Source organism: Vreelandella janggokensis, from assembly GCF_031451615.1.
Taxonomy (GTDB): Bacteria; Pseudomonadota; Gammaproteobacteria; order Pseudomonadales; family Halomonadaceae; genus Vreelandella; species Vreelandella janggokensis.
Window position 1 is genome coordinate 1,109,555 of the sequence record NZ_JARWAJ010000001.1, and the last position, 18,366, is coordinate 1,127,920.

The window sequence follows — 18,366 nt, forward strand, 5'->3', positions numbered from 1 at the left end:
GCCTGCTGGCAGTTCCTGGATAGAAATGCCGGCCCCGATGGGCCGGCTTTTTGCGGGAAAGGACGCCAAGATCAGGCCGCGATGCGGGTATTGGCGTCGGTAAAGCTGATCAGCGAAATATCCAGATTCATGCGGTCACCGCGTGGGCCGGCGATCATGCTGAGCGTTGCGCTACTGCCACTGCGCAGTTGCTGCAACATCGACGGTTCAATGGGTGCTTTCGAGATGAATGTCTGAATGAGCATGAGTTGAATCCAAGCGATCAGGTGGCATCGGGTACGCCCACAAGATCCGGCAACCCTTTGCATTGCAAGCCAAATCACGACAAGACTCAGCTCGACAGCCCTTCGGGACCAGGCTCGAAACCGCCCAGCAGGCGGTCGATGTCCTTGGCAGGCATCGGCCGGTAGAAGAAGAACCCCTGGATGAGGTCGCAATGCATTTCGCGAAGCAGTGACAACTGTTCGGCGTTCTCGACGCCCTCGGCCACCACTTCCAATCCCAACCGATGACCGATGAAGATGGCACCCTCCATGATGGCTCTATCCTTCGGCTGTGTGGGAGCATCGTGGATGAAGGAGCGATCAATCTTCAGGGCGGTGACTGGGAAGTGCTTGAGATAGCTCAGGGACGAATAACCGGTCCCGAAGTCGTCGATAGCAATGTGAATACCCCGATGATAGAGGCGCCACAGGTCCTCGAGGACGGTCTCGTCGGCTTCGATCAGGACATTCTCGGTCAATTCGATGCCGATATCCCGCGGACCCAAGCCGTGACGCTGCAGCGCGTCCTCGAAGCTCTTGAGGGCATCGGGACGCACCAGTTGACGCCCCGAGACATTGATGTCGACGCGGTGCTCATGAAAGCCCTTGGCACGCCATTCCACCTGCTGGCGGCAAGCCTCTTCGATAACCCAGTCGCCCAGACGATGGATCACACCGGAACGCTCGGCCAGCGGGATAAACTCGGCAGGCGAGATCGGCGGGCCCTCGGCAGGCTCCCAGCGTAGCAAGGCCTCGAGATTCTCTATTCGCCCACTGGCCGCCGAGACCTGGGGCTGGTAGTGGAGGGAGAATTCACCGTTATCCAGGGCTTCCTCGAGTTGCGCCGAGAGATAGTGCTGGCGAACCAGCTCATCATGGAGCTTCTGTTGGAAGAAACGCACAACACCCCGACCATCCAGTTTGGCACGATTCTTGGCAACATCGGCATTGCGGATCAATTCGCGTGACGATTCACCATTCTCGGGAAATAGCGCCACACCCAGGCAGGCCGTGACCTGAGACTCCCGACCATCCAGGACGAAAGGTTCGCGGAAGACATTCTGGACATGACGAACGATCCGTCTGACATCGGGGGCCAAGTGGACGCCGGGAAAGGCCAGCACGAATTCATCGCTAGAGACACGGGACACCAGGTCAGTGACTTGCTGGCACTCTCTCAGTCGCCGAGTCAGCTCAATGAGCAGGCGATCGCCCTGATCATAGCCAAGGGCATCATTGATCTCGACGAAGTGATCGATGTCCAGATAGATGGTTGCCAGGCCATTGCCCTGGCGTCGACAGGAATCCAACTGACTGTCCAGATCGACCTCGAAGGTCTGGCGATTAGGGAGATGGGTGAGCCTGTCGAAACGGGTGGCGAATTCCAGATCACGGTGGGCGCGCTTTTGGTCGGAAAGATCGACATCCACGCAGAACATCAGGGGGGAGTCGGTATGCTCATTGAGCATCAGATGCTGCGAAAAGACCGATACCAGTTCGCCGGTTTTGTGCTTGAGCTCAAGTTCATCGGCGGGTATTTCGACCCCTTCTTTGATCCAGGCACAATGCGCCTGGATCACCTCGTCACGCATGAAGGCAGGAATGATCAGATCTTCCAGTAACTGTCCCTGGGCTTCCTCAGCGGTATAGCCATAAAGACGAGTGCTACTCTCATTCCAGTAAATCACTCGCCGATCGCGATCATAACCCTGGACCGCCACCTTAGGCAGACTCTCCAGCAGCGCGCGGAATCGCTGCTCACTCTCCAGATACTGGCGACGTACTAACTCAACTTCTTCTCTGTTGGCATCGTGCGAATCGATGCCAGCAGTTGAAGGTGTCTTTGACGCCTTCAACACGAGCGCACCGGAAAACCCCCTGCGTTTTTTCTTCAGGCGTTCCAGATCTCGGTAATGTCGGGAATCGCTGGCAGCCATGGGGTCCACTTAAAGAACAAACACTGTTAAGAGCCATCATGATGGCCAAAATAGGCACTTTGTTGTAGTCATCCTACACCTTGTAGGAGATAACCTACACATACGTCATCAACGGTCTGATCCTGTTTTCAAAAATAATCACTCTTTTTTAGTACGTTTTTTTGACATATCGTTGCAAATCTTTTCATTTTCTTCCTGTTGACCGCAGTGTTTACACCGGCAACACCGGGCAATTCCGCCCAGTTAACAGGAGAAACTCACATGAAACTCGATACTCTGAAGCACGGTTTCGACCCCACCTCCATGCCTGCCGATTCACTCGCCGATTATTGGAATCCGGGAGTGACCGAGGCGCTGAGGCATCAGGATTGGGCGAAAACTGATATTCGGGAGCGAATCGATCTGACCGCCTGGCAGGGGTTTACCGCTGACCTGCCGCGCGATCCCTACGTTAACCAGCGATGGAAGCGGATGTCATGGCTCGCCCTGAATGATCAGGGCGATGTCGAAGATATGGGCCAATGCCCCATGGCCCAGGGGGGAGCCTTCAACGACGCGGAAAGCATGGCGGATCGCCTGCGGTACTATGATCCGCTGACTCGGGAATTCATGGGACGCCCCGATGTGAAGGCCTTTGTTCGCGCCTGGGCAAGGCTGTGGAGTATCGGTGCGCACGAACCCATTCTGATGCAGATCACCGGGGTTCGCGGCGAAGGCAGCATCGACCCCCTCCAGGGACAGGGAATTCATGCCGATGGCTGCAAGGCCCTTAGCATTCTGGTCATCAATCGGGAAAACGTGGCGGGTGCCGAAAACCACCTCTACGCCGACAAGGCTGGCACGCAACCCTTGGCCGATATCACCCTGAATCCGGGGGATATCCTGCATCTGAACGATGACCAGGTATTCCACAGTGTCGACGGGATCGAACAGCTCGACAGCGAGGCACCCTTCGAGCGGTTTATCATCATCATCAACAGCCGCTTCGTGGACGACTTCCAGAACCGGATGCTGCGTCGCCACTTCCCGGAAGCGGTCCTCAATGAGAGCTGCTGATACCCTCGGTAAATGGAGAACCTAGCAACACCCACGCCCCCGGAATTCCGGGGGCGTCTTGGTTGTGCGCCAGGCAGAACGAACCTGGATGAATTTTCTCTCAGCCGTGATCAGTCATCGTTGCCAAATCGTATGGCCACAAAGTAGGCGCGGCCTTCGCGGTTGAGCAGAACAGGCAGTGTTTGATCGTCAGGCAGATTTGTCAGCATTGTCTTCAGCTGGCCTGGGCTCTCAATCGGCTGCTGGCCGATGCTGACCAGAACGTCTCCGGGGCGAATGCCAGCGGCTGCGGCGCGGCCGGTCGGGTCGACCCTGGCAATGCGTACCCCATGATCGATGCCGAGCCGACGTTTCTCCATATCGTTCAACGGCTGGACTGCGATACCCAGTCGAAGCGGATTGCCGTCTGATTGATGAGGACCGGCATTCGGCCACTCGCCAACCTCTACGGTGATGGTCTCATTCTGGCCATCGCGCAATACGGAGAGTTCGACGACGTCACCGGGTGCTGTCTCACCGACCAAGCGCGGCAGTGTAGTGGAGTGGTCCACCTCCTGGCCGTTGACCTCCAGTATGACGTCGCCTGCCTGAAGGCCACTGTCAGCCGCTGGGCCGCTGGGTTCGAGTTCGGCGATCAAGGCGCCCTTAGCCTGTTCCATACCGAAGGATTCTGCCAGGTCCTTGGACACTGGCTGGATGCTGACGCCGAGCCAACCGCGACTCACATAGCCGTCTTCACGCAATTGTTTGGCAACATCCATTGCCACATCGATGGGAATGGCGAAGGAAAGGCCCATGTAACCACCACTTCGGGTGATGATCTGGGAATTGATACCCACGACTTCGCCATCCAGGTTGAACAGAGGTCCGCCTGAATTGCCGGGGTTGATCGCCACGTCGGTCTGGATGAAGGGAACATAGACGTCCTGAGGCAAGGTGCGGTTGATGGCGCTGATGATGCCGGAGGTCACAGAGTGGTCGAAGCCAAAGGGCGAGCCGATAGCGGCGACCCACTGACCGACCTTGAGGTCGGTAGACTCACCTAGGTTCAGGGTGGGCAGGTTGTCTGCCTCGACCTTGAGAACCGCCACGTCGGTCTTCTCATCGGCTCCGACCAACTCTGCCTCAAGCTGGCGGCGGTCGTTGAGGCGTACCAGAATCCTGTCGGCATCCTTGACGACATGGGCGTTGGTCATGATGTAGCCGTCTTCATCGAAGATGAAGCCCGACCCCAGCGATCGACGCGGCTCGTCTCCATGGTCGGGTGAGCCGCCTGGCGGCGTCGGAAAACGGTCGCCAAAGAAGTGGCGAAAGATCTCCGGGACCTCTTGCCCGCCGAATTGCCGGGATGAGGTCATCGTCCTATCGACATCGCGAGTGGTCGAGATGTTGACCACGGCAGGCGCGGCTGCGTCGACCAACTCCGTAAAGTCCGGAAGCTGTGGTTCGTCGGCAAAGGCTGGCGTTGCCAACATCAGCAATAGCGCTAAGCCTATCAGCCAGTAGGGGGATTGGGGTTTGAGCGCCACGACTGGCTCCTTTCTTTCAAGTGCATGGAACATGACGGCATTTTTGTTACAGCGGCCATTTTATAAAGTTCCGTACACTAGTGTCGGGACTTGCACGATTAATCAGCATGGCGCTTACGTCGCGCCTCGATCACGTAGCGGTAAACACGGAGCACGGCTGTGGCAAACTTCTCGATACAGTGTTCGGCGGCACAGCGCGAGGCTTGTTCGCTCATGCGTGTTTTTAATTTATCGTCGCTGAGCAGGGTGTCGATACGTTCGCACCAAGCCTGAGGGTCGGGGGCCGTCTTGTAGCCGTTAACCCCGTGCTGAACGATATCCTCGATGCCGCTGGAGCGGATCACCACTACCGGCAGTCCCGCGGCCATGGCTTCGAGTACCACCATGCCTTGCGTTTCCGAGCGGGAAGCGAAGACGAAAAGCTCGGCCAGGTGGCAGTAGCATGCTACTTCGTCGGGAGGGACGGCCCCAACCAACGTAATGTGCTTGCTAAGGCCTAACGCTTCAATTCGTGCCTGCAATCGCTCGTGGTCATGACCCTCCCCAAGCAGTAGCAGGTGAAAGTCGTGCTCACTGCTGTCGCGTAAAAGCGCTAAACCATCGAGCATAAAGTCGATGTTCTTCTCTTTGCTCAGGCGTGAAATTGATACCAGCACGCGTTTGCCTTCAAGCCGGTAGCGTTGGCGTAGCGTGTCGATCGCGGCGCTGTCAGCGGTGGCAAAACGCGCGTATTCGATCCCCGTCGGCTGGACAAAGATCGGTTGCTTGACGCCGATAATACGCATGTACTCCTCGGCGGAGCTGGTAGGAACAATCACCGCATCGCAGCCGTTGGCAAAGCGCTTGACCAGGGCGTGGGAAATCAAGTTGCGAAACAACGGCCCTGGTAGTGGCACATAGTGAGCGTAGTGCTCCAAGCGGGTGTGGTAGGTGTAAACCACGGGCACTCTCAATAACCGACCCAACAGCTGACCGGCGCGGCCGATCCAGAACGGGTGGTGAACGTGAATCACCTGTGGAGCAAAGGCGCGCACACGCTTAACCAAACGCCAAGAGAAAATGTTAGCCAGGCGAAACTCTTTGTGGCGGCCCATTGGCAACAGCGAGGCCAGGCGCAGTATATCGGCTTCCTCATCGGGAGGCTGATGGGGGTAGCCCGGGGCAACGACCAAGACGCTATTACGAAGCTCTGTTAAACCGCGTTTTAAGCGCTCAACCGATATCGGTACGCCACCGATAAATGGCAGGTAGTTATTGGTAAACATGGCCACTTGAAGTGGCATATCACCACCGGCGTCCGGGTCAATATCAAAGTCAGGGTAGTAATCCTGCTCGGTGAAGATCCGCTTGTATAACCATAGCGCGATGGCAATGAACGTGGAAACGATCAAGATGAAGTTCAGGTAGCCAACGTAAAACAGTGAGTAGATAAAAAACCATAAACTTTCCAGCGTGCGCCAGATCGGGTGCTGGCCAATATCCAGGCGCCGTTCGCTAATCTGGATGTCATCGCCGTCAACGCTGACGGAGACAAAGTGATGGTAGCTCTCGTCATCATTGAGCACTAATCCGCCGGCACCGCCGGTGGTGATATAAGTGGTGCCACCATGTTGCTGACGGTCAAACAGCGGCACCTGGGAAGAGAACACTGCATCCACGTCGGCCTGCTCAATCTGGCGGGTCAACCCTTGGCGCGCGGGGTTCTCAAGGTGATAGTCATGGTCATCGTCCAGGCCGAACAGCCCTGCATGGTCCACCGGGTAGAGTGGGTGGGCACTGAAAAGAAACTGATTGGGTTCGCGCTTTGCGGCAAGTACTTCATCAAGCCATCGTATTTGCCAGCCAAAGTCGGTGGTGCCGGTGCTGTCAAGAAAGGTGAACCGGCTTTTCCCTGCGGCAAAACTAAAGTGATAGGGACCGAAGTGGTCGTAAAAGCGAAAGCCGCCGAGCCGACTTTCCTCATGGGGGCCGAAGGTTAGCAGGTATGGCATTTCCAAATAACTGAGGGTGCCAAACAGTGCGCGGTATTTGTCCTCGCCACCGCTGGCGACAGCATTGCCAGCGGAGATGATAAAGTCATAGCCCTCGCGATTCAGGCGAGGGATAATTTTGCGCTCAAAAATGCCCACCGAGTTGTTAATGTTGCCCAGCACAGCAAAACGGTAGGTATCACGTTCGGTAAGCATCGACTCAATGGCGTTGACCTGGGCAGCGTGAGCGCTGGCAAAGTCCTGCTCAAAAAAATTCAGGTAAGCTTTGTAACCCAGCAGTGCAGCAATAAGGGCAAGGTTGAGATAGAAAAACCACGAAATGAGTCGCTGGCGGGGCACTCGTTGTGTCTCCTGGCTGGGTGGGTAACAGGGGCGATAAGCTGACACAAACGTGCCCGCGCGTCGACAACCCAATATTTTACCCTGTTGGCAATTGGATTTGAGGAGAAAAAGCGGATGGTGCGTCCCGTCACAATAGCGCTAAGTGTTCTAGCATTGCTGCTTGCACTCGGCGGGTTATGGCAATGGCTGACGGTCAATGACATTGTGACAGTTAATAGCCTCCGTGCGTGGGTAGCCGCATCACCTCAGTGGCGAGATTCTTCTTGGGTGTTTGTGCTGGTGACGGTCGTCTATGTGATCGCCCTTTTGGTGATGTTTCCGCTGAGTATCCTAGTGGCCGTCACCGGTTTGATATTCGGTCCGGTATGGGGGTTTGTTTATGCAACGATGGGGACGCTGGCGTCGTCGGTCGTGTCGTATGCTGTCGGGCATCGCCTGGGGCGCGAGGCGTTGATGAACCATGGCGGCAAACACATGAATGGGCTTTCGCACTACCTGTCCCGTCGCGGCATCCGAGCAATGACGCTGATTAACCTGCTCCCATTGGCACCTTTTACCCTTACCAATATGATGGCGGGGGCCTTTCACATCAAGTTTCGCGATTACATGGTCGGTTCAACCCTGGGCATTGTGCCAGGGCTCGCAGCCGTCACCTTGTTGGGCAGCCAGCTTGGTGCGCTTGTGACGGCCAGTGACTCCCGCGATGTCATGTTGTCGCTGGTCGGCCTGGGGCTTGGCATCCTGCTGCTATTTGCGCTGCGACAATACTCCCGGCGCAAATCGCGAACGCGCTAGCGGCTTGCTGTGACTCAGTCGGCAATAACCAGCGCCGCTTCAGCCGACGCCAAGCAAATCCTCGCCGTCATGTCAGGTGACTACCGGTCGCTATTCATGATGCCATTTGATCTGAAACTCTATTTCTTCTTCATCATCTGAGCGTTCGTGCTCGATGGTGAACGCCGCTCGGACGGGAACGTAAATACGCTCGCCTGCAATCTGAATATCGAAACGTTCGCCGTTCTCGATGGAATCCGCCAACCGCCGCAGCTTGGCCACAAAGTCTGCTTTCGAGTAGCCTTTTTCTACATCCCTTTCTTCTTTAGTGCTCATTTAACGCTCCTCGGGTCAGTCGTTATTGCCAGTACGTATCGGTAAGTCGCTTGATTTCCAGCATAACAGGCCATACGTAGTTGGTAATGTGCGACGTAAGGCAAACGCGGCAGCGACGAAACGTTGCCAGAGCTTCTGGGACACGCGACGCCGACGCTAAGGTCTAGGCTTCGCTCCACTTTTGGCAGTTGTAAGGATCATACACCATGACGCACGCGACCATTCTACAGCAAGGAACTATCCACTGCTTTCCCGCTGGGTTGCGCGATGAGCAAGGAAAACTGGTCAATGCCGAGGTCTCCGCGGTGCTCTATGACGGCAAAAGGCTGATTCTGGCCAGTGACAAGCCGGTCCCCGGCGAGGAACGCTCGGCGGTCTTTGCCATGCCGATGACCGCACAAGGTCCGGATGACAGCCAACTGGAATACTACACAGCGCCGCTGGTCAAGCAGGCTGTCAAGTACGAGGATTTATCCCTCACGGCGGATGGCCGTCACGTACTGGCAACCACAGGCTTTGATCGAATCGACAGTGAAAGCCATGTCCTGAACGACTATAACCATTTGTTGATTTGGCCGCTGGGCGAACCTGAAAAAGTTCAGGCAGTAGACCCCGACCCACGGGATGGCGTCGAAGGCTCCCTGGAACTGCGCACCAAGCTCGATGAGGCCGTTGGCTTCCCTTATTACAAGGTTGAGGGGCTTGCTGCGGTACCTGGAGAGCGCGGCGATGGCCTGTTGTTGTTCGGCATTCGCGAACAGGGGCGGGCGCATGATGACTTCCGTTACGTAAGCCGTATCGTGGGCGCTCATTACGAGATTAGCGACACTGGTAACCTGGTGTTTATCGATAAAATGCGCGAGCACTACGCCTTTGATCCCGGCCATCACCCGGCGGTTCGTTATGACTGCGGTTTATCGAGCCTGGAGTATGATCCCTACCATGCACGCCTTTACCTGCTTAACAGCTTCGAGGTGAAGGAAGCCGGGGAAGAACGCATAGGTGGTTACCTGTGGGAGGTTAGCCTGGGCGATTTTCGAGCGGGCAGCAGCCCGGCACTAGTGACCACGCCTGAGGGACTGCCCTTGGAGTTCGAGCACAAGGCTGAGGGGCTTGCCGTACTGGATCATGATCGACTGTTTGTTGCTTACGACAACGATCGGCATCTCGGTCTAGGCAGCGTGGATGAGCGTGATGAACGACATGCCTGCGAGGCGCCCTATACTCTCCTGCAGGTTACCTGATCCTTGGCGAGGCCGTTGATGCGTCTGCGATTCCCGTTACACCTGCTGTTCATATTGCAGCTGGCACTTCTGGCTGGTTGCGATGAGACGCCAACAGGGCGTTCCCAACTGGCATTGGTGCCCGAAAACCTGATGGCACAGATGGGGGAGGACACCCTCGACCAGTTACTCAATCGCCAGCCAGTATCACGCGATACGCAGGTGAATGAACTGGTACAGTGTGTGGCTGACAAAGTCGTGGCGGGCGCTGAGGCAAGCTACCCAGGGCTCGCTTTCCCTGAGCGCTGGGACGTTGTCGTCTTTGAGGACTCTTCTCCCAACGCCTTTGCTCTCCCTGGGGGGCGCATCGGTGTGCATACCGGTTTACTTCGAGTGGCCGAGACACCCGCGCAACTCGCGGCGGTGATCGGACACGAGGTAGGCCATGTGCTGGCTGACCATGGTAATGAGCGATTGACCCAGCAACTCGGCATCAAGGCCGGGCTTTTGGTCGTGGGATTACTGGGTGAGGGTGAGCTGGGGCATCAGCAGTTGATGCAGGCTTTGGGCATCGGCGCCCAGATCGGCATCAGTCTGCCGTTCAGCCGGACCCATGAGGAAGAAGCCGACCTGATGGGGCTGGCGATCATGGCCCGTTCGGGGTTTGACCCGCAAGAGAGCGTGGCGCTGTGGCGCAATATGGCCGCTACCGGTGGAGGTCAGCCTCCAGAGTTTCTTTCGACTCATCCCGCTCACGAATCTCGTATCAAGGTGCTCGAAACGTCCATGGATGAAGCGTTGGCAACCTACGAGAATGCCTCGCCTGCAGACTGTTCCACATCGTGAGGATCCAGATAATCTGCCATCCTGTCTCTTCAGCTATCTGATACGACATTCCGACCATGACGACGATAAAGATACCGACATCTGACGGGCTGGTTACAAACAGTGCCCTTTACAACGATTGAGGAGACGTAGTGATCTTACCGATTCTGGCCATCATCCTGGGGTTTGTCCTGCTCCTGTGGAGCGCTGACCGCTTCATCGATGGTGCCTCGGCGGTAGCCGGGCACATCGGGTTGCCTTCTTTGGTGATCGGCATGGTCATCGTCGGGTTCGGCACGTCGGCACCCGAGATCGTCGTGTCCATCATGGCGGCCCTGGACGGGAATCCTGAACTGGCCCTCGGCAATGCGCTGGGATCCAATATCTACAACGTTGGCCTGATCATCGGAGTAACGGCGCTGATCGTGCCGATTGCGGTGCATTCGACAATCATCCGTCGTGAGTTGCCGTTGCTATTGCTGTTTGGAGCCGTGGCAGGGGCATTCTTCTGGAATGATCAACTTGGCCGATTGGAGTCGGTGTTGCTACTGATGGGGTTCTTCGGCCTGATGGCCTGGACGACCTGGGCAGCCCTGCGTGGCAAGGGTGATCCATTAGCCGTCGAGACTGAACAGGAACTCTCCTCGCATGCCATGACACTTGGCCGAGCCATCCTGTGGCTCCTGGTTGGTCTGGCGCTGCTGTTGGTGAGCTCGCGGATGCTGGTGTGGGGGGCTGTCTCCGTGGCGAGTGCCCTGGGCGTCAGTGATCTCATCATCGGACTAACGATCGTGGCGCTTGGTACCTCGCTGCCGGAGTTGGCATCGTCGATCGCCGCGGTTCGCAAGGGGGAGCACGATATTGCCATTGGCAATGTCGTGGGTTCCTGCATGTTCAATCTATTGGCAGTGGTCGGTATCGCTGGTGTTATCGCACCGATGGAGGCACTTTCAGCGGAGGTCATGCTCCGCGACTGGCCGGTGATGATGGCCATGGTAGTAGGCCTGTTCATCATGGGCTTTGGGATTCGCGGCAAGGGGCGGATCAATCGAATCGAGGCGAGTCTGCTACTGCTGGGGTTAGTGGCCTACAACGGCTGGCTGGTCAACGCTGTGATGACTGTCTGATCGAGTCGCGTAATGGCGCCCCGTTAATGTCCAGGCTAGAACGCTGCCATACACGGCTGGGCCAACAGTCGACCAATGAAGGAAGGCAATGCTGAAAACTTTGGAAGCAGGTTTACAGGCCTGGATGTTGCCGGGCATTTTGACGTTGCTTGCCGTGATAGCCAGTTACGTCCTCTACCGGCTGACACTAGCGGTGATCCGGCACTTTTCGAAACGGCGAACCGTCCCCCGACTGTTTCTGGATGCGGTTGACAAGGCGCTGGGCTTGGTTATCAGCCTGCTGGTACTCAGGGCTATGCTTGATGGCGCTCCGGATGGCCTGCTGCTCTTGAGTCCGTTGAAGCAGATGGTCACTTTGCTACTGATTCTGTCACTGACGTGGGCTGCCGTTCGCCTTACTTCTGTCATTGGCGACGTTATCGTGTTTCTGAACCCGGTATTGGAAGGACAGTGGAAACGGGCCCGCAAAGTAGAGACACAGACACGCTTCCTGGTCCGTTGCCTGAATGTCCTCGTTGTCATTGTGGGCTTTGGTGCCGCGCTGATGACCTTCGAGCCGGTACAGAAAGTGGGGGCCAGCCTGCTGGCGTCTGCAGGTGTTGGCGGTATTGTCCTGGGTTTTGCTGCACGGCCGGTACTCAGCAACCTGTTATCGGGCATTCAGATTGCGCTCACCCAGCCGTTTCGTATTGATGATGTGCTGATTGTGGAGGGCGAGTGGTGTTGGGTCGAGGAAGTGACTGCAACCTATGTCGTCCTGCGGGTGTGGGACCAGCGTCGGCTTATCGTTCCGTTGCAGTGGTTTATCGAGAACTCTTTCCAGAACTGGTCGCGGAATACAGCGGATTTGCAGGGCGCAGTCTTTATCTGGGTTGATTACACCATGCCCATCGAGCCGCTGCGCCAGGAGTTCTCGCGCTTGCTGGATACGATGAAGCAGTGGGATGGCAAGGTAGCGACGGTTCAGGTGACCGACGCCAATGAACAGGCGATACAGGTCCGCTTCCTTATGAGTGCACCGAACTCCAATCAAAATTGGGACCTGCGATGCTCTATTCGTGAAGGGTTGGTGACATTTATACAGCAGCATTACCCCTCGCAACTGCCTCGCCTTCGGGCGCGATTGGAGGATACTTCTCCGGAGTTTGAGGGCGGCGAAAAACTGAATCGTTCAGGGCCTTCCAGAAGCTCAAAACCTTGAGTTGATGAAGCTTGCCGGTCTCTCGGCTTACATGAAAAGCCTAGGCTCACCACTCGCTACTCCTGTTGCTCCTCCATCACTTTCTCAATCCATTCTAGCCAGGTTTCGGTCAGGCACTGGCCGAGGCTCAGCGTGTGTCAGAGTGCGCTGGGCGGGCGTCAGCGCTTGTGGGTTGCGGTACCACTCCTGCTTAATGTCGGAATAGGTCGCCAGGCGCTCCTTGAACTCCCGGAGACTGGCGAGCTGTTGGTAACGGGCCTGTTCATCATGGGCTTTGGGGGTCGCGGCAAGGGGGCAATCGTATCGACGTGCCGGTCCTTATGGACCGGCATTGTCGGGCAAGGCCCCAACGATCAGGGGTTGAGGCGGTTATTGGCGTCGGTAAAGCCGATCAGAGAAATATCCAGGTCCATGCGGTCGCCGCGTGGACCAATCATGCTGAGGGTTGCCGTATTGCCACTGCGGAGTTGCTGCAACATCGACGGCTCAATGGGGGCGTCAGCACGGCACCCTTGCGCCTGGCAGACTTGGTAAGGGAACTGGATTGGCTCACCGTTATCCACACTTAATTGCAAGCCTGCGGCCAGACGCACCCCCAGCGGAACGAAGAAGCTCATTACCGGATCATCGATCTGGGGTGGGTAGTTGAGAATGACCTGCATCAAGGGCTGGTCGCTGCCAGGTTGAGTAACCAATTGCGACATCGCACAAGGCGACGGGCCCTCGGCATTACGCCGGCAACGCACCTCCCAGTCCTGGAAAGACTCGGTGGTGACATCATCACCGGTAGACGTACTCGGTTGTTGTTGGCTGAAGGCGTTGGGAGACAACACCAAGATCGATAATAGACCCATGATGCATAGATTTTGAGCAAGACAGCGCGGCATTAGCTTGATCTCCTGTTGGTTCACGGATGATGGATGATAATACTCACCATGCCTGCTTGTTCGCTTGAGGTCGAGCCCCTTGGGTCAGTGTTGAGCTCAATGACGCTCGAAGCAGTCCTGAATTGTCAGCTAACTGCCAAGGATGGGTCAGTTTTAACTCGGCGTTATGCGTTGGGACTGGCCGGTGATGATGGCCAAGGTAGTGGGGCTGTTTATCATGGGCTAAGAGGTTCGCGGCAAGGGGCGGATCAATCGCATCGAGGCGAGCATGCTACTGCTGGAGGTAGTGGCCTATAACGGCTGGCTGGTCAACGCCGTGTTGAGAGTCTGACCGAGTGGAAGACCCGTTATAGTGAGCTTGGTTCTGTTATGGGTGGCAATGCCGAAAACTCAGCAGTTTTGCGCACAGCATCGATATCGTCTTGAAGCGACATTGCGCTTTCTGAACGGGCCAGTGCCATCCTTGAATGTTTTCTGGCGGCCGCCACCATCGCACTGTCACCTGTTCCGGCCAGAGCGAGCAGGGCTTTCTGCAATCGGATCGACACCTCCACCATACCCGCGCCGTCCCGGGCAATTGCCGTAAAAGCATCGTCGAACAGGTCGTCGATCAGCAGTTCTGGCACTGAGATACGGTTATAGGTAATCGCTTGCAACCGGTCTATCTCTACGGGGGATTGCCAAAGGGTAAATAGTCGCACCAGTGTGCCAATCACGTTTATCGCGGTTCCCGGGTCATTGATGCCCGGCGACAGCGCTTTGTCGGCGATTTCGGACAACGCCAGCAGCCCGAAGCGAGGATCATCCTCAAAGGTACGGCTTGAGCCAATTGTGAAGGCACTGGAGAAAGCCTCTGTCTCGAACGCCTTGCATTCTTCGGCGTCTTTAACAATATGAAGCAATGGAAGGTGTGTATGAACAAAGGTACCCGGCAGTACCGCTACTGTTACGTGGCAATTGTGCGCTTCAGCACAGGCTTGTAATGTCTCCAGGTCGATATGCTGGACATAGCCAATTTTCGAAGAACAGGTAGGAATGCCCTTGTCAGCCGCTTGATGCGGGGAGGCTGTCAACGCGCCGAGTGAAGGCGCATGCCGACGGCGGTTCAGTGCGTCGCCTGCGGCCTTTTCCGCTTTCTCGATGGTATTCACCACCTTGCCTAGCCGTGCGATTCTGTCCACCCAACGAACGAATGTGATGATGACAATGGCAAACACCAAAAGCGTCAGTGCAAAGATCGCAAACCGGCCTGCCGCGTCAAACATGTCATTCTGGATGGTTATCAGCGAAACGATACTGAAGATAAAGGCGCCTATAAATGCCGACAATGCGTTCTGGGTAACGTCATCCGCAATCACCAGCGGTATGGAGCGGGGAGTTGCCCCGGTGCTGGCGGATGCATAAGCGGCCACCATGGAGCCCACTGCAAATGTTGCAATCACCAGCATGCTGGACGCCATGATGGTCAGTAGCGATTCGACAGACGCCAGGGTGATATCCGGTAGCACACTCGACAGCCCCATCGTGTCAGCGAGCATGGCGATGAAGGTACCGCCTATAGAAAGCACGCAAAGGAGCAGTGGCTTGACCCAGAGACGCTCGCTAATCCGACTAAAAGCAAAGCGCAGCTTGTCCAGGGTGAACAGCTTTGATTGAGCCATAATTCCATCCTCTGTGGTTAGGCTCAAGGTTCTGAGGCCGACTTGTAAAAATCCAGGCGGCAGGTCCGACGTCGAACCCAGTCGAGCTAACGGCCGCGCATATGCTGTCTTCGTTATCCCGCGCCTGAACCCCTTAGGCAACCCAGAAAACGCCCAGGCGAGAAGCTGTATCTGGAGAGTGTACGCCTTCCCGAGATGCGGAGGAATACAGCGAGCGCCGCATAAGCGCTGTAAACAGTGCATTCCATCGGCGAGGTATGCCAGGATTGCCGTGTATCGTAGGCAGCTTGTGCTTGCATCTTTCAGGCGCTTAATGGTGGGGATTCACGAGTTGGCCAATGCAGCTGGATATGTGGTTTATCTATTTCGCCAGTTGTGTGGGCTTGTCGCTCTCGCCTGGTCCCAGTGGGCTTCACGGAAGCCGCAAGACGCTGTTTACGATTTCGGGTGGCGCGATAGGGTTTGTCATCGTTATTGCTCTTTGCATGTTTGGCAAGCGTTGCTAGCCGCATTCGACACTGGCTAGAACGTGCTAGGCGAGGGTTTAATCGCGTTTGCAGAGGTCTGTTCATGGTAATTGGCGCAGCGCTGCCGTTGCGGGCTTGAAGCATCTACGGAATGAATCGTGATAACTAAACAGTGGCTATTACTGTTGCTCGCAGACGCCATCCTGATACTCCACGTACTATTTGTAGCCTTCGTGGTATTAGGCCTGTTGGCTATTTACGCAGGGTACTTCCTGGCGTGGCAGTGGGTGCGTCACCGCGGTTTTCGTATCGTGCATTTATGCGCCATCGGTTACGTCGTGGGGCAAGCCTGGTTGGGGATGGTCTGTCCGCTGACGACCTGGGAAATGGCGCTCAGAACCGAGGCGGGGGCGGCCACTTATGCCGGTTCATTTATTCAGTATTGGCTGCACAGCCTTCTTTACTACAGCGCGCCGGACTGGGTGTTTGGTGTGGTTTACAGCATATTTGGCGGCTTGGTGCTGGCGAGTTGGTGGGTGGTGCGGCCACGTAAACGGGTTCGCTAGCATGTGTGGGTGTACTAAACTTGGTTAATCATGTCGCAATGAGGAGCGAATACATGCGGCATCTTTTCGTGATGCGCCACGCCAAGGCCAAGCAACCCAGTGACAATATGACCGACTACCAACGGCCGTTGCGCAAACGGGGAAAGCGTCAGGCGACGGCAATGGCCCCTGTGCTGCAGCGCTGGAAAGCGTTGGAGGGGCAGGTTCACGTCAGCACGGCGGCTCGTACGCGGGAAACCCTCGACGACATCGCCGCGCAGTTGCCAGAACGAGCACTCATCAATCAGCCTCAATTTGACGACGCTCTCTACACCTTCGACGGTGAAGAACTACTGGCATGGCTCAAAGCACTGCCTGATGAACCCGAAAAAATGCTTGTTATTGGCCATAATCCGGCCCTTGTGGATCTCGCCTGCTGGCTCAATAAGGCAACGCCGACGTCGCTGCCTACCGGCAGCGTGCTGCATTTCACGTTGCCCGATACACCCTGGTCATCCATGGAACCTGACTGTGCGGAGCTGGTGAGACGACTGACCCCGGAAGAGGCCAGCTATTCACTTTTCAAGCGCCTTGCCCCCAAACCATCTGATCATAAAGGCAACACGTCCAGCCGACTCCTTGCCATGCTCGAGCACCAGTACCGGATGGTCAGGGCCCTGGAGCCGGGGGTGATCGCAGGTGTTGATGCTGAATTTCTGCATCAGTACCGAGTTAACCTGCGTCGCAGCCGGGCAGTGGGCGAATCCGTACGTTCCATTACCAAAGTGCCTGGCCTGAAAAAAATGCTTAAGCGGCTCAAGCACCGTGCCCGGGCCACCAGCGACCTCCGCGACCTTGACGTGTTTCTGGAGGATATTGGCAATACGTCACCGCCGCTTTCTTCCGCGACTCGTCAAGCTTTGCAGCAATGTCTTCAGGATTGCCAGCGGGCAGGCCATCAAGCCCTTTGCGAGCAGTTAAGCGCGCCAGCCTACGCTGAGGAAATGCAAAACTGGCAGAGGTTTATCGCTTCCGATGACGTCAAGAAGGCGCTCACCAAGCTGACGCCCAAGCGTATCAAGGCGGTGCTCAATAAGCGCATTGCGCGTCACGATGAGGATCTGGCAGCACTGTCTTCAGATAGCTCTGACACTGCTTTGCACGAACTTCGCAAGGGCGTGAAGCGCATCCGTTATCTGGCCGATCTGAATCCCAAGGTCCCCAAGTCGTTTCTGGCAGAATTGAAGCACCGTCAGCGCCTGCTCGGTGACTTTCAGGATCTATGCACTCGACAAGCCTGGCTAAATGCCTTCATCGAAAGCGCTGATAACGACGCTGAACAGAAGAAAGAGTGCGCGTCATGGGGCGCTTCGTTGGAGAAGCGAAAGCACGAACTGCGCAATGAGGTATTGGCATTGGCTCCTTTGGCCCGCTAGTTGATACCCATCTGGCGAAGCTCATCAGGTGCGTTAAGTTGAAACCGTGCAGTTCTGCATGGCGATACATGGCTTTCCATGGTCAAGCACTTGAGCCTCAACACTATACGGTCAAACGCAAAGGAGTCCTGGGATGGCTAAAAAATCTCAAGGAAGCGGGATTTCGCCTTCCGGGTCAAGTGAGTCATTACAAGCGCTGCTAGTCGAATTGGAGCAATTTGGGCAGGAAAACGACGCGGCAATCGCCGAGCGCCCAAGGCGAATGCTGAATATTACCCGTGATACCGGGGAGTTTCTGTCAGTGCTGGTTCAGGCGACCAACGCGCAGCGTGTGCTTGAGATTGGCACGTCCAACGGATATTCCACCTTGTGGCTGGCTCAGGCGGCACAAAAGATTGCCGGGCACGTGACGACAATTGAGCAATCTGACTTCAAGCTTGAGCTAGCGGCCAGTAACTTTGAGCGCTCGGGGCTTTCTGATGTCATCACCCAGCTTCGCGGGGAAGCGGGCGGCCTGCTGGAAGCAATGCATGACGAAAGCTGCGACCTTGTTTTTCTAGATTCCAAACGCTCGGCGTATGTGGCCTGGTGGCCTACCATCAAACGTTTACTACGCAGGGGCGGGCTTCTTGTCGTTGACAACGCCACGTCCCACGCCGATGAAATGGATTCTTTTATGACGTTGGTATCGGCAGATGCCGATGTCACTACCTGCACAGTACCCGTCGGGAATGGACAGTTCCTGGTCACCCGGTGTGCCTTTTAG

At 56.2% G+C, this 18,366-nt stretch carries 16 protein-coding genes; 9 read left to right on the top strand and 7 right to left on the bottom strand.

Going from position 1 to position 18,366, the window contains the following annotated elements:
- Positions 1 to 71 precede the first annotated feature (71 nt).
- Both QC816_RS05040 and QC816_RS05045 read right to left on the bottom strand, forming a co-directional pair.
- The gene (locus QC816_RS05040; protein WP_268901422.1) at positions 72 to 245 is read right to left on the bottom strand and encodes an invasion associated locus B family protein; all 174 of its coding nucleotides are present in this window, start codon (positions 243 to 245) and stop codon (positions 72 to 74) included.
- An 86-nt stretch (positions 246 to 331) separates the two neighbouring features.
- Positions 332 to 2,200: a putative bifunctional diguanylate cyclase/phosphodiesterase gene (locus QC816_RS05045; protein WP_309781273.1), complete on the bottom strand. Its 1,869-nt coding sequence runs from the start codon at positions 2,198 to 2,200 to the stop codon at positions 332 to 334.
- Positions 2,201 to 2,461: 261 nt separating this feature from the next.
- Between QC816_RS05045 and QC816_RS05050 the strand changes: the two genes are divergently transcribed.
- Positions 2,462 to 3,256, top strand: coding sequence for a 2OG-Fe dioxygenase family protein (locus tag QC816_RS05050; RefSeq protein ID WP_264823212.1), 795 nt, complete (start codon positions 2,462 to 2,464; stop codon positions 3,254 to 3,256).
- 110 nt (positions 3,257 to 3,366) lie between these two features.
- Here QC816_RS05050 and QC816_RS05055 read toward each other — a convergent pair whose 3' ends face one another.
- Together QC816_RS05055 and QC816_RS05060 are read right to left on the bottom strand one after the other, a co-directional pair.
- Complete coding sequence (locus QC816_RS05055; RefSeq protein WP_309781427.1) at positions 3,367 to 4,731, bottom strand: DegQ family serine endoprotease; 1,365 nt, start codon at positions 4,729 to 4,731, stop codon at positions 3,367 to 3,369.
- A gap of 152 nt (positions 4,732 to 4,883) precedes the next feature.
- The gene (locus QC816_RS05060; RefSeq protein WP_309781276.1) at positions 4,884 to 7,115 is read right to left on the bottom strand and encodes a glycosyltransferase; all 2,232 of its coding nucleotides are present in this window, start codon (positions 7,113 to 7,115) and stop codon (positions 4,884 to 4,886) included.
- 117 nt (positions 7,116 to 7,232) lie between these two features.
- Here QC816_RS05060 and QC816_RS05065 point away from each other — a divergent pair, with 117 nt between their 5' ends.
- Positions 7,233 to 7,913 carry a TVP38/TMEM64 family protein gene (locus QC816_RS05065; RefSeq protein WP_085918742.1) on the top strand — a complete coding sequence of 227 codons (681 nt, stop codon included), beginning with the start codon at positions 7,233 to 7,235 and terminating at the stop codon, positions 7,911 to 7,913.
- A gap of 90 nt (positions 7,914 to 8,003) precedes the next feature.
- Here QC816_RS05065 and QC816_RS05070 read toward each other — a convergent pair whose 3' ends face one another.
- Positions 8,004 to 8,228, bottom strand: coding sequence for an amphi-Trp domain-containing protein (locus tag QC816_RS05070; protein WP_085918741.1), 225 nt, complete (start codon positions 8,226 to 8,228; stop codon positions 8,004 to 8,006).
- A 206-nt stretch (positions 8,229 to 8,434) separates the two neighbouring features.
- Between QC816_RS05070 and QC816_RS05075 the strand changes: the two genes are divergently transcribed.
- From QC816_RS05075 to QC816_RS05090, 4 genes are all read left to right on the top strand, one after another.
- On the top strand, positions 8,435 to 9,472 hold the full coding sequence (locus tag QC816_RS05075; RefSeq protein WP_199283402.1) for a hypothetical protein: 1,038 nt from the start codon (positions 8,435 to 8,437) through the stop codon (positions 9,470 to 9,472).
- Positions 9,473 to 9,490: 18 nt separating this feature from the next.
- Positions 9,491 to 10,297 (top strand): M48 family metallopeptidase, encoded by an 807-nt coding sequence (locus QC816_RS05080; RefSeq protein WP_309781281.1) that lies wholly within the window; start codon positions 9,491 to 9,493, stop codon positions 10,295 to 10,297.
- Positions 10,298 to 10,428: 131 nt separating this feature from the next.
- Positions 10,429 to 11,403 (top strand): calcium/sodium antiporter, encoded by a 975-nt coding sequence (locus QC816_RS05085; protein ID WP_199283401.1) that lies wholly within the window; start codon positions 10,429 to 10,431, stop codon positions 11,401 to 11,403.
- Between the two features lie 88 nt (positions 11,404 to 11,491).
- On the top strand, positions 11,492 to 12,604 hold the full coding sequence (locus QC816_RS05090; RefSeq protein WP_309781282.1) for a mechanosensitive ion channel family protein: 1,113 nt from the start codon (positions 11,492 to 11,494) through the stop codon (positions 12,602 to 12,604).
- Positions 12,605 to 12,957: 353 nt separating this feature from the next.
- Here QC816_RS05090 and QC816_RS05095 read toward each other — a convergent pair whose 3' ends face one another.
- Together QC816_RS05095 and QC816_RS05100 are read right to left on the bottom strand one after the other, a co-directional pair.
- A complete protein-coding gene (locus QC816_RS05095) occupies positions 12,958 to 13,491 on the bottom strand; it encodes an invasion associated locus B family protein (protein ID WP_085918737.1) in 534 nt (177 codons plus the stop codon).
- Between the two features lie 347 nt (positions 13,492 to 13,838).
- A complete protein-coding gene (locus tag QC816_RS05100) occupies positions 13,839 to 15,152 on the bottom strand; it encodes a DUF2254 domain-containing protein (protein ID WP_268901414.1) in 1,314 nt (437 codons plus the stop codon).
- Between the two features lie 625 nt (positions 15,153 to 15,777).
- Between QC816_RS05100 and QC816_RS05105 the strand changes: the two genes are divergently transcribed.
- From QC816_RS05105 to QC816_RS05115, 3 genes are all read left to right on the top strand, one after another.
- Positions 15,778 to 16,185, top strand: a complete 408-nt coding sequence (locus QC816_RS05105; protein WP_422823724.1) for a DUF2784 domain-containing protein — start codon at positions 15,778 to 15,780, stop codon at positions 16,183 to 16,185.
- A 53-nt stretch (positions 16,186 to 16,238) separates the two neighbouring features.
- Positions 16,239 to 17,600 (top strand): CHAD domain-containing protein, encoded by a 1,362-nt coding sequence (locus QC816_RS05110; protein ID WP_309781283.1) that lies wholly within the window; start codon positions 16,239 to 16,241, stop codon positions 17,598 to 17,600.
- A gap of 133 nt (positions 17,601 to 17,733) precedes the next feature.
- Positions 17,734 to 18,366, top strand: a complete 633-nt coding sequence (locus QC816_RS05115) for an O-methyltransferase (protein ID WP_309781284.1) — start codon at positions 17,734 to 17,736, stop codon at positions 18,364 to 18,366.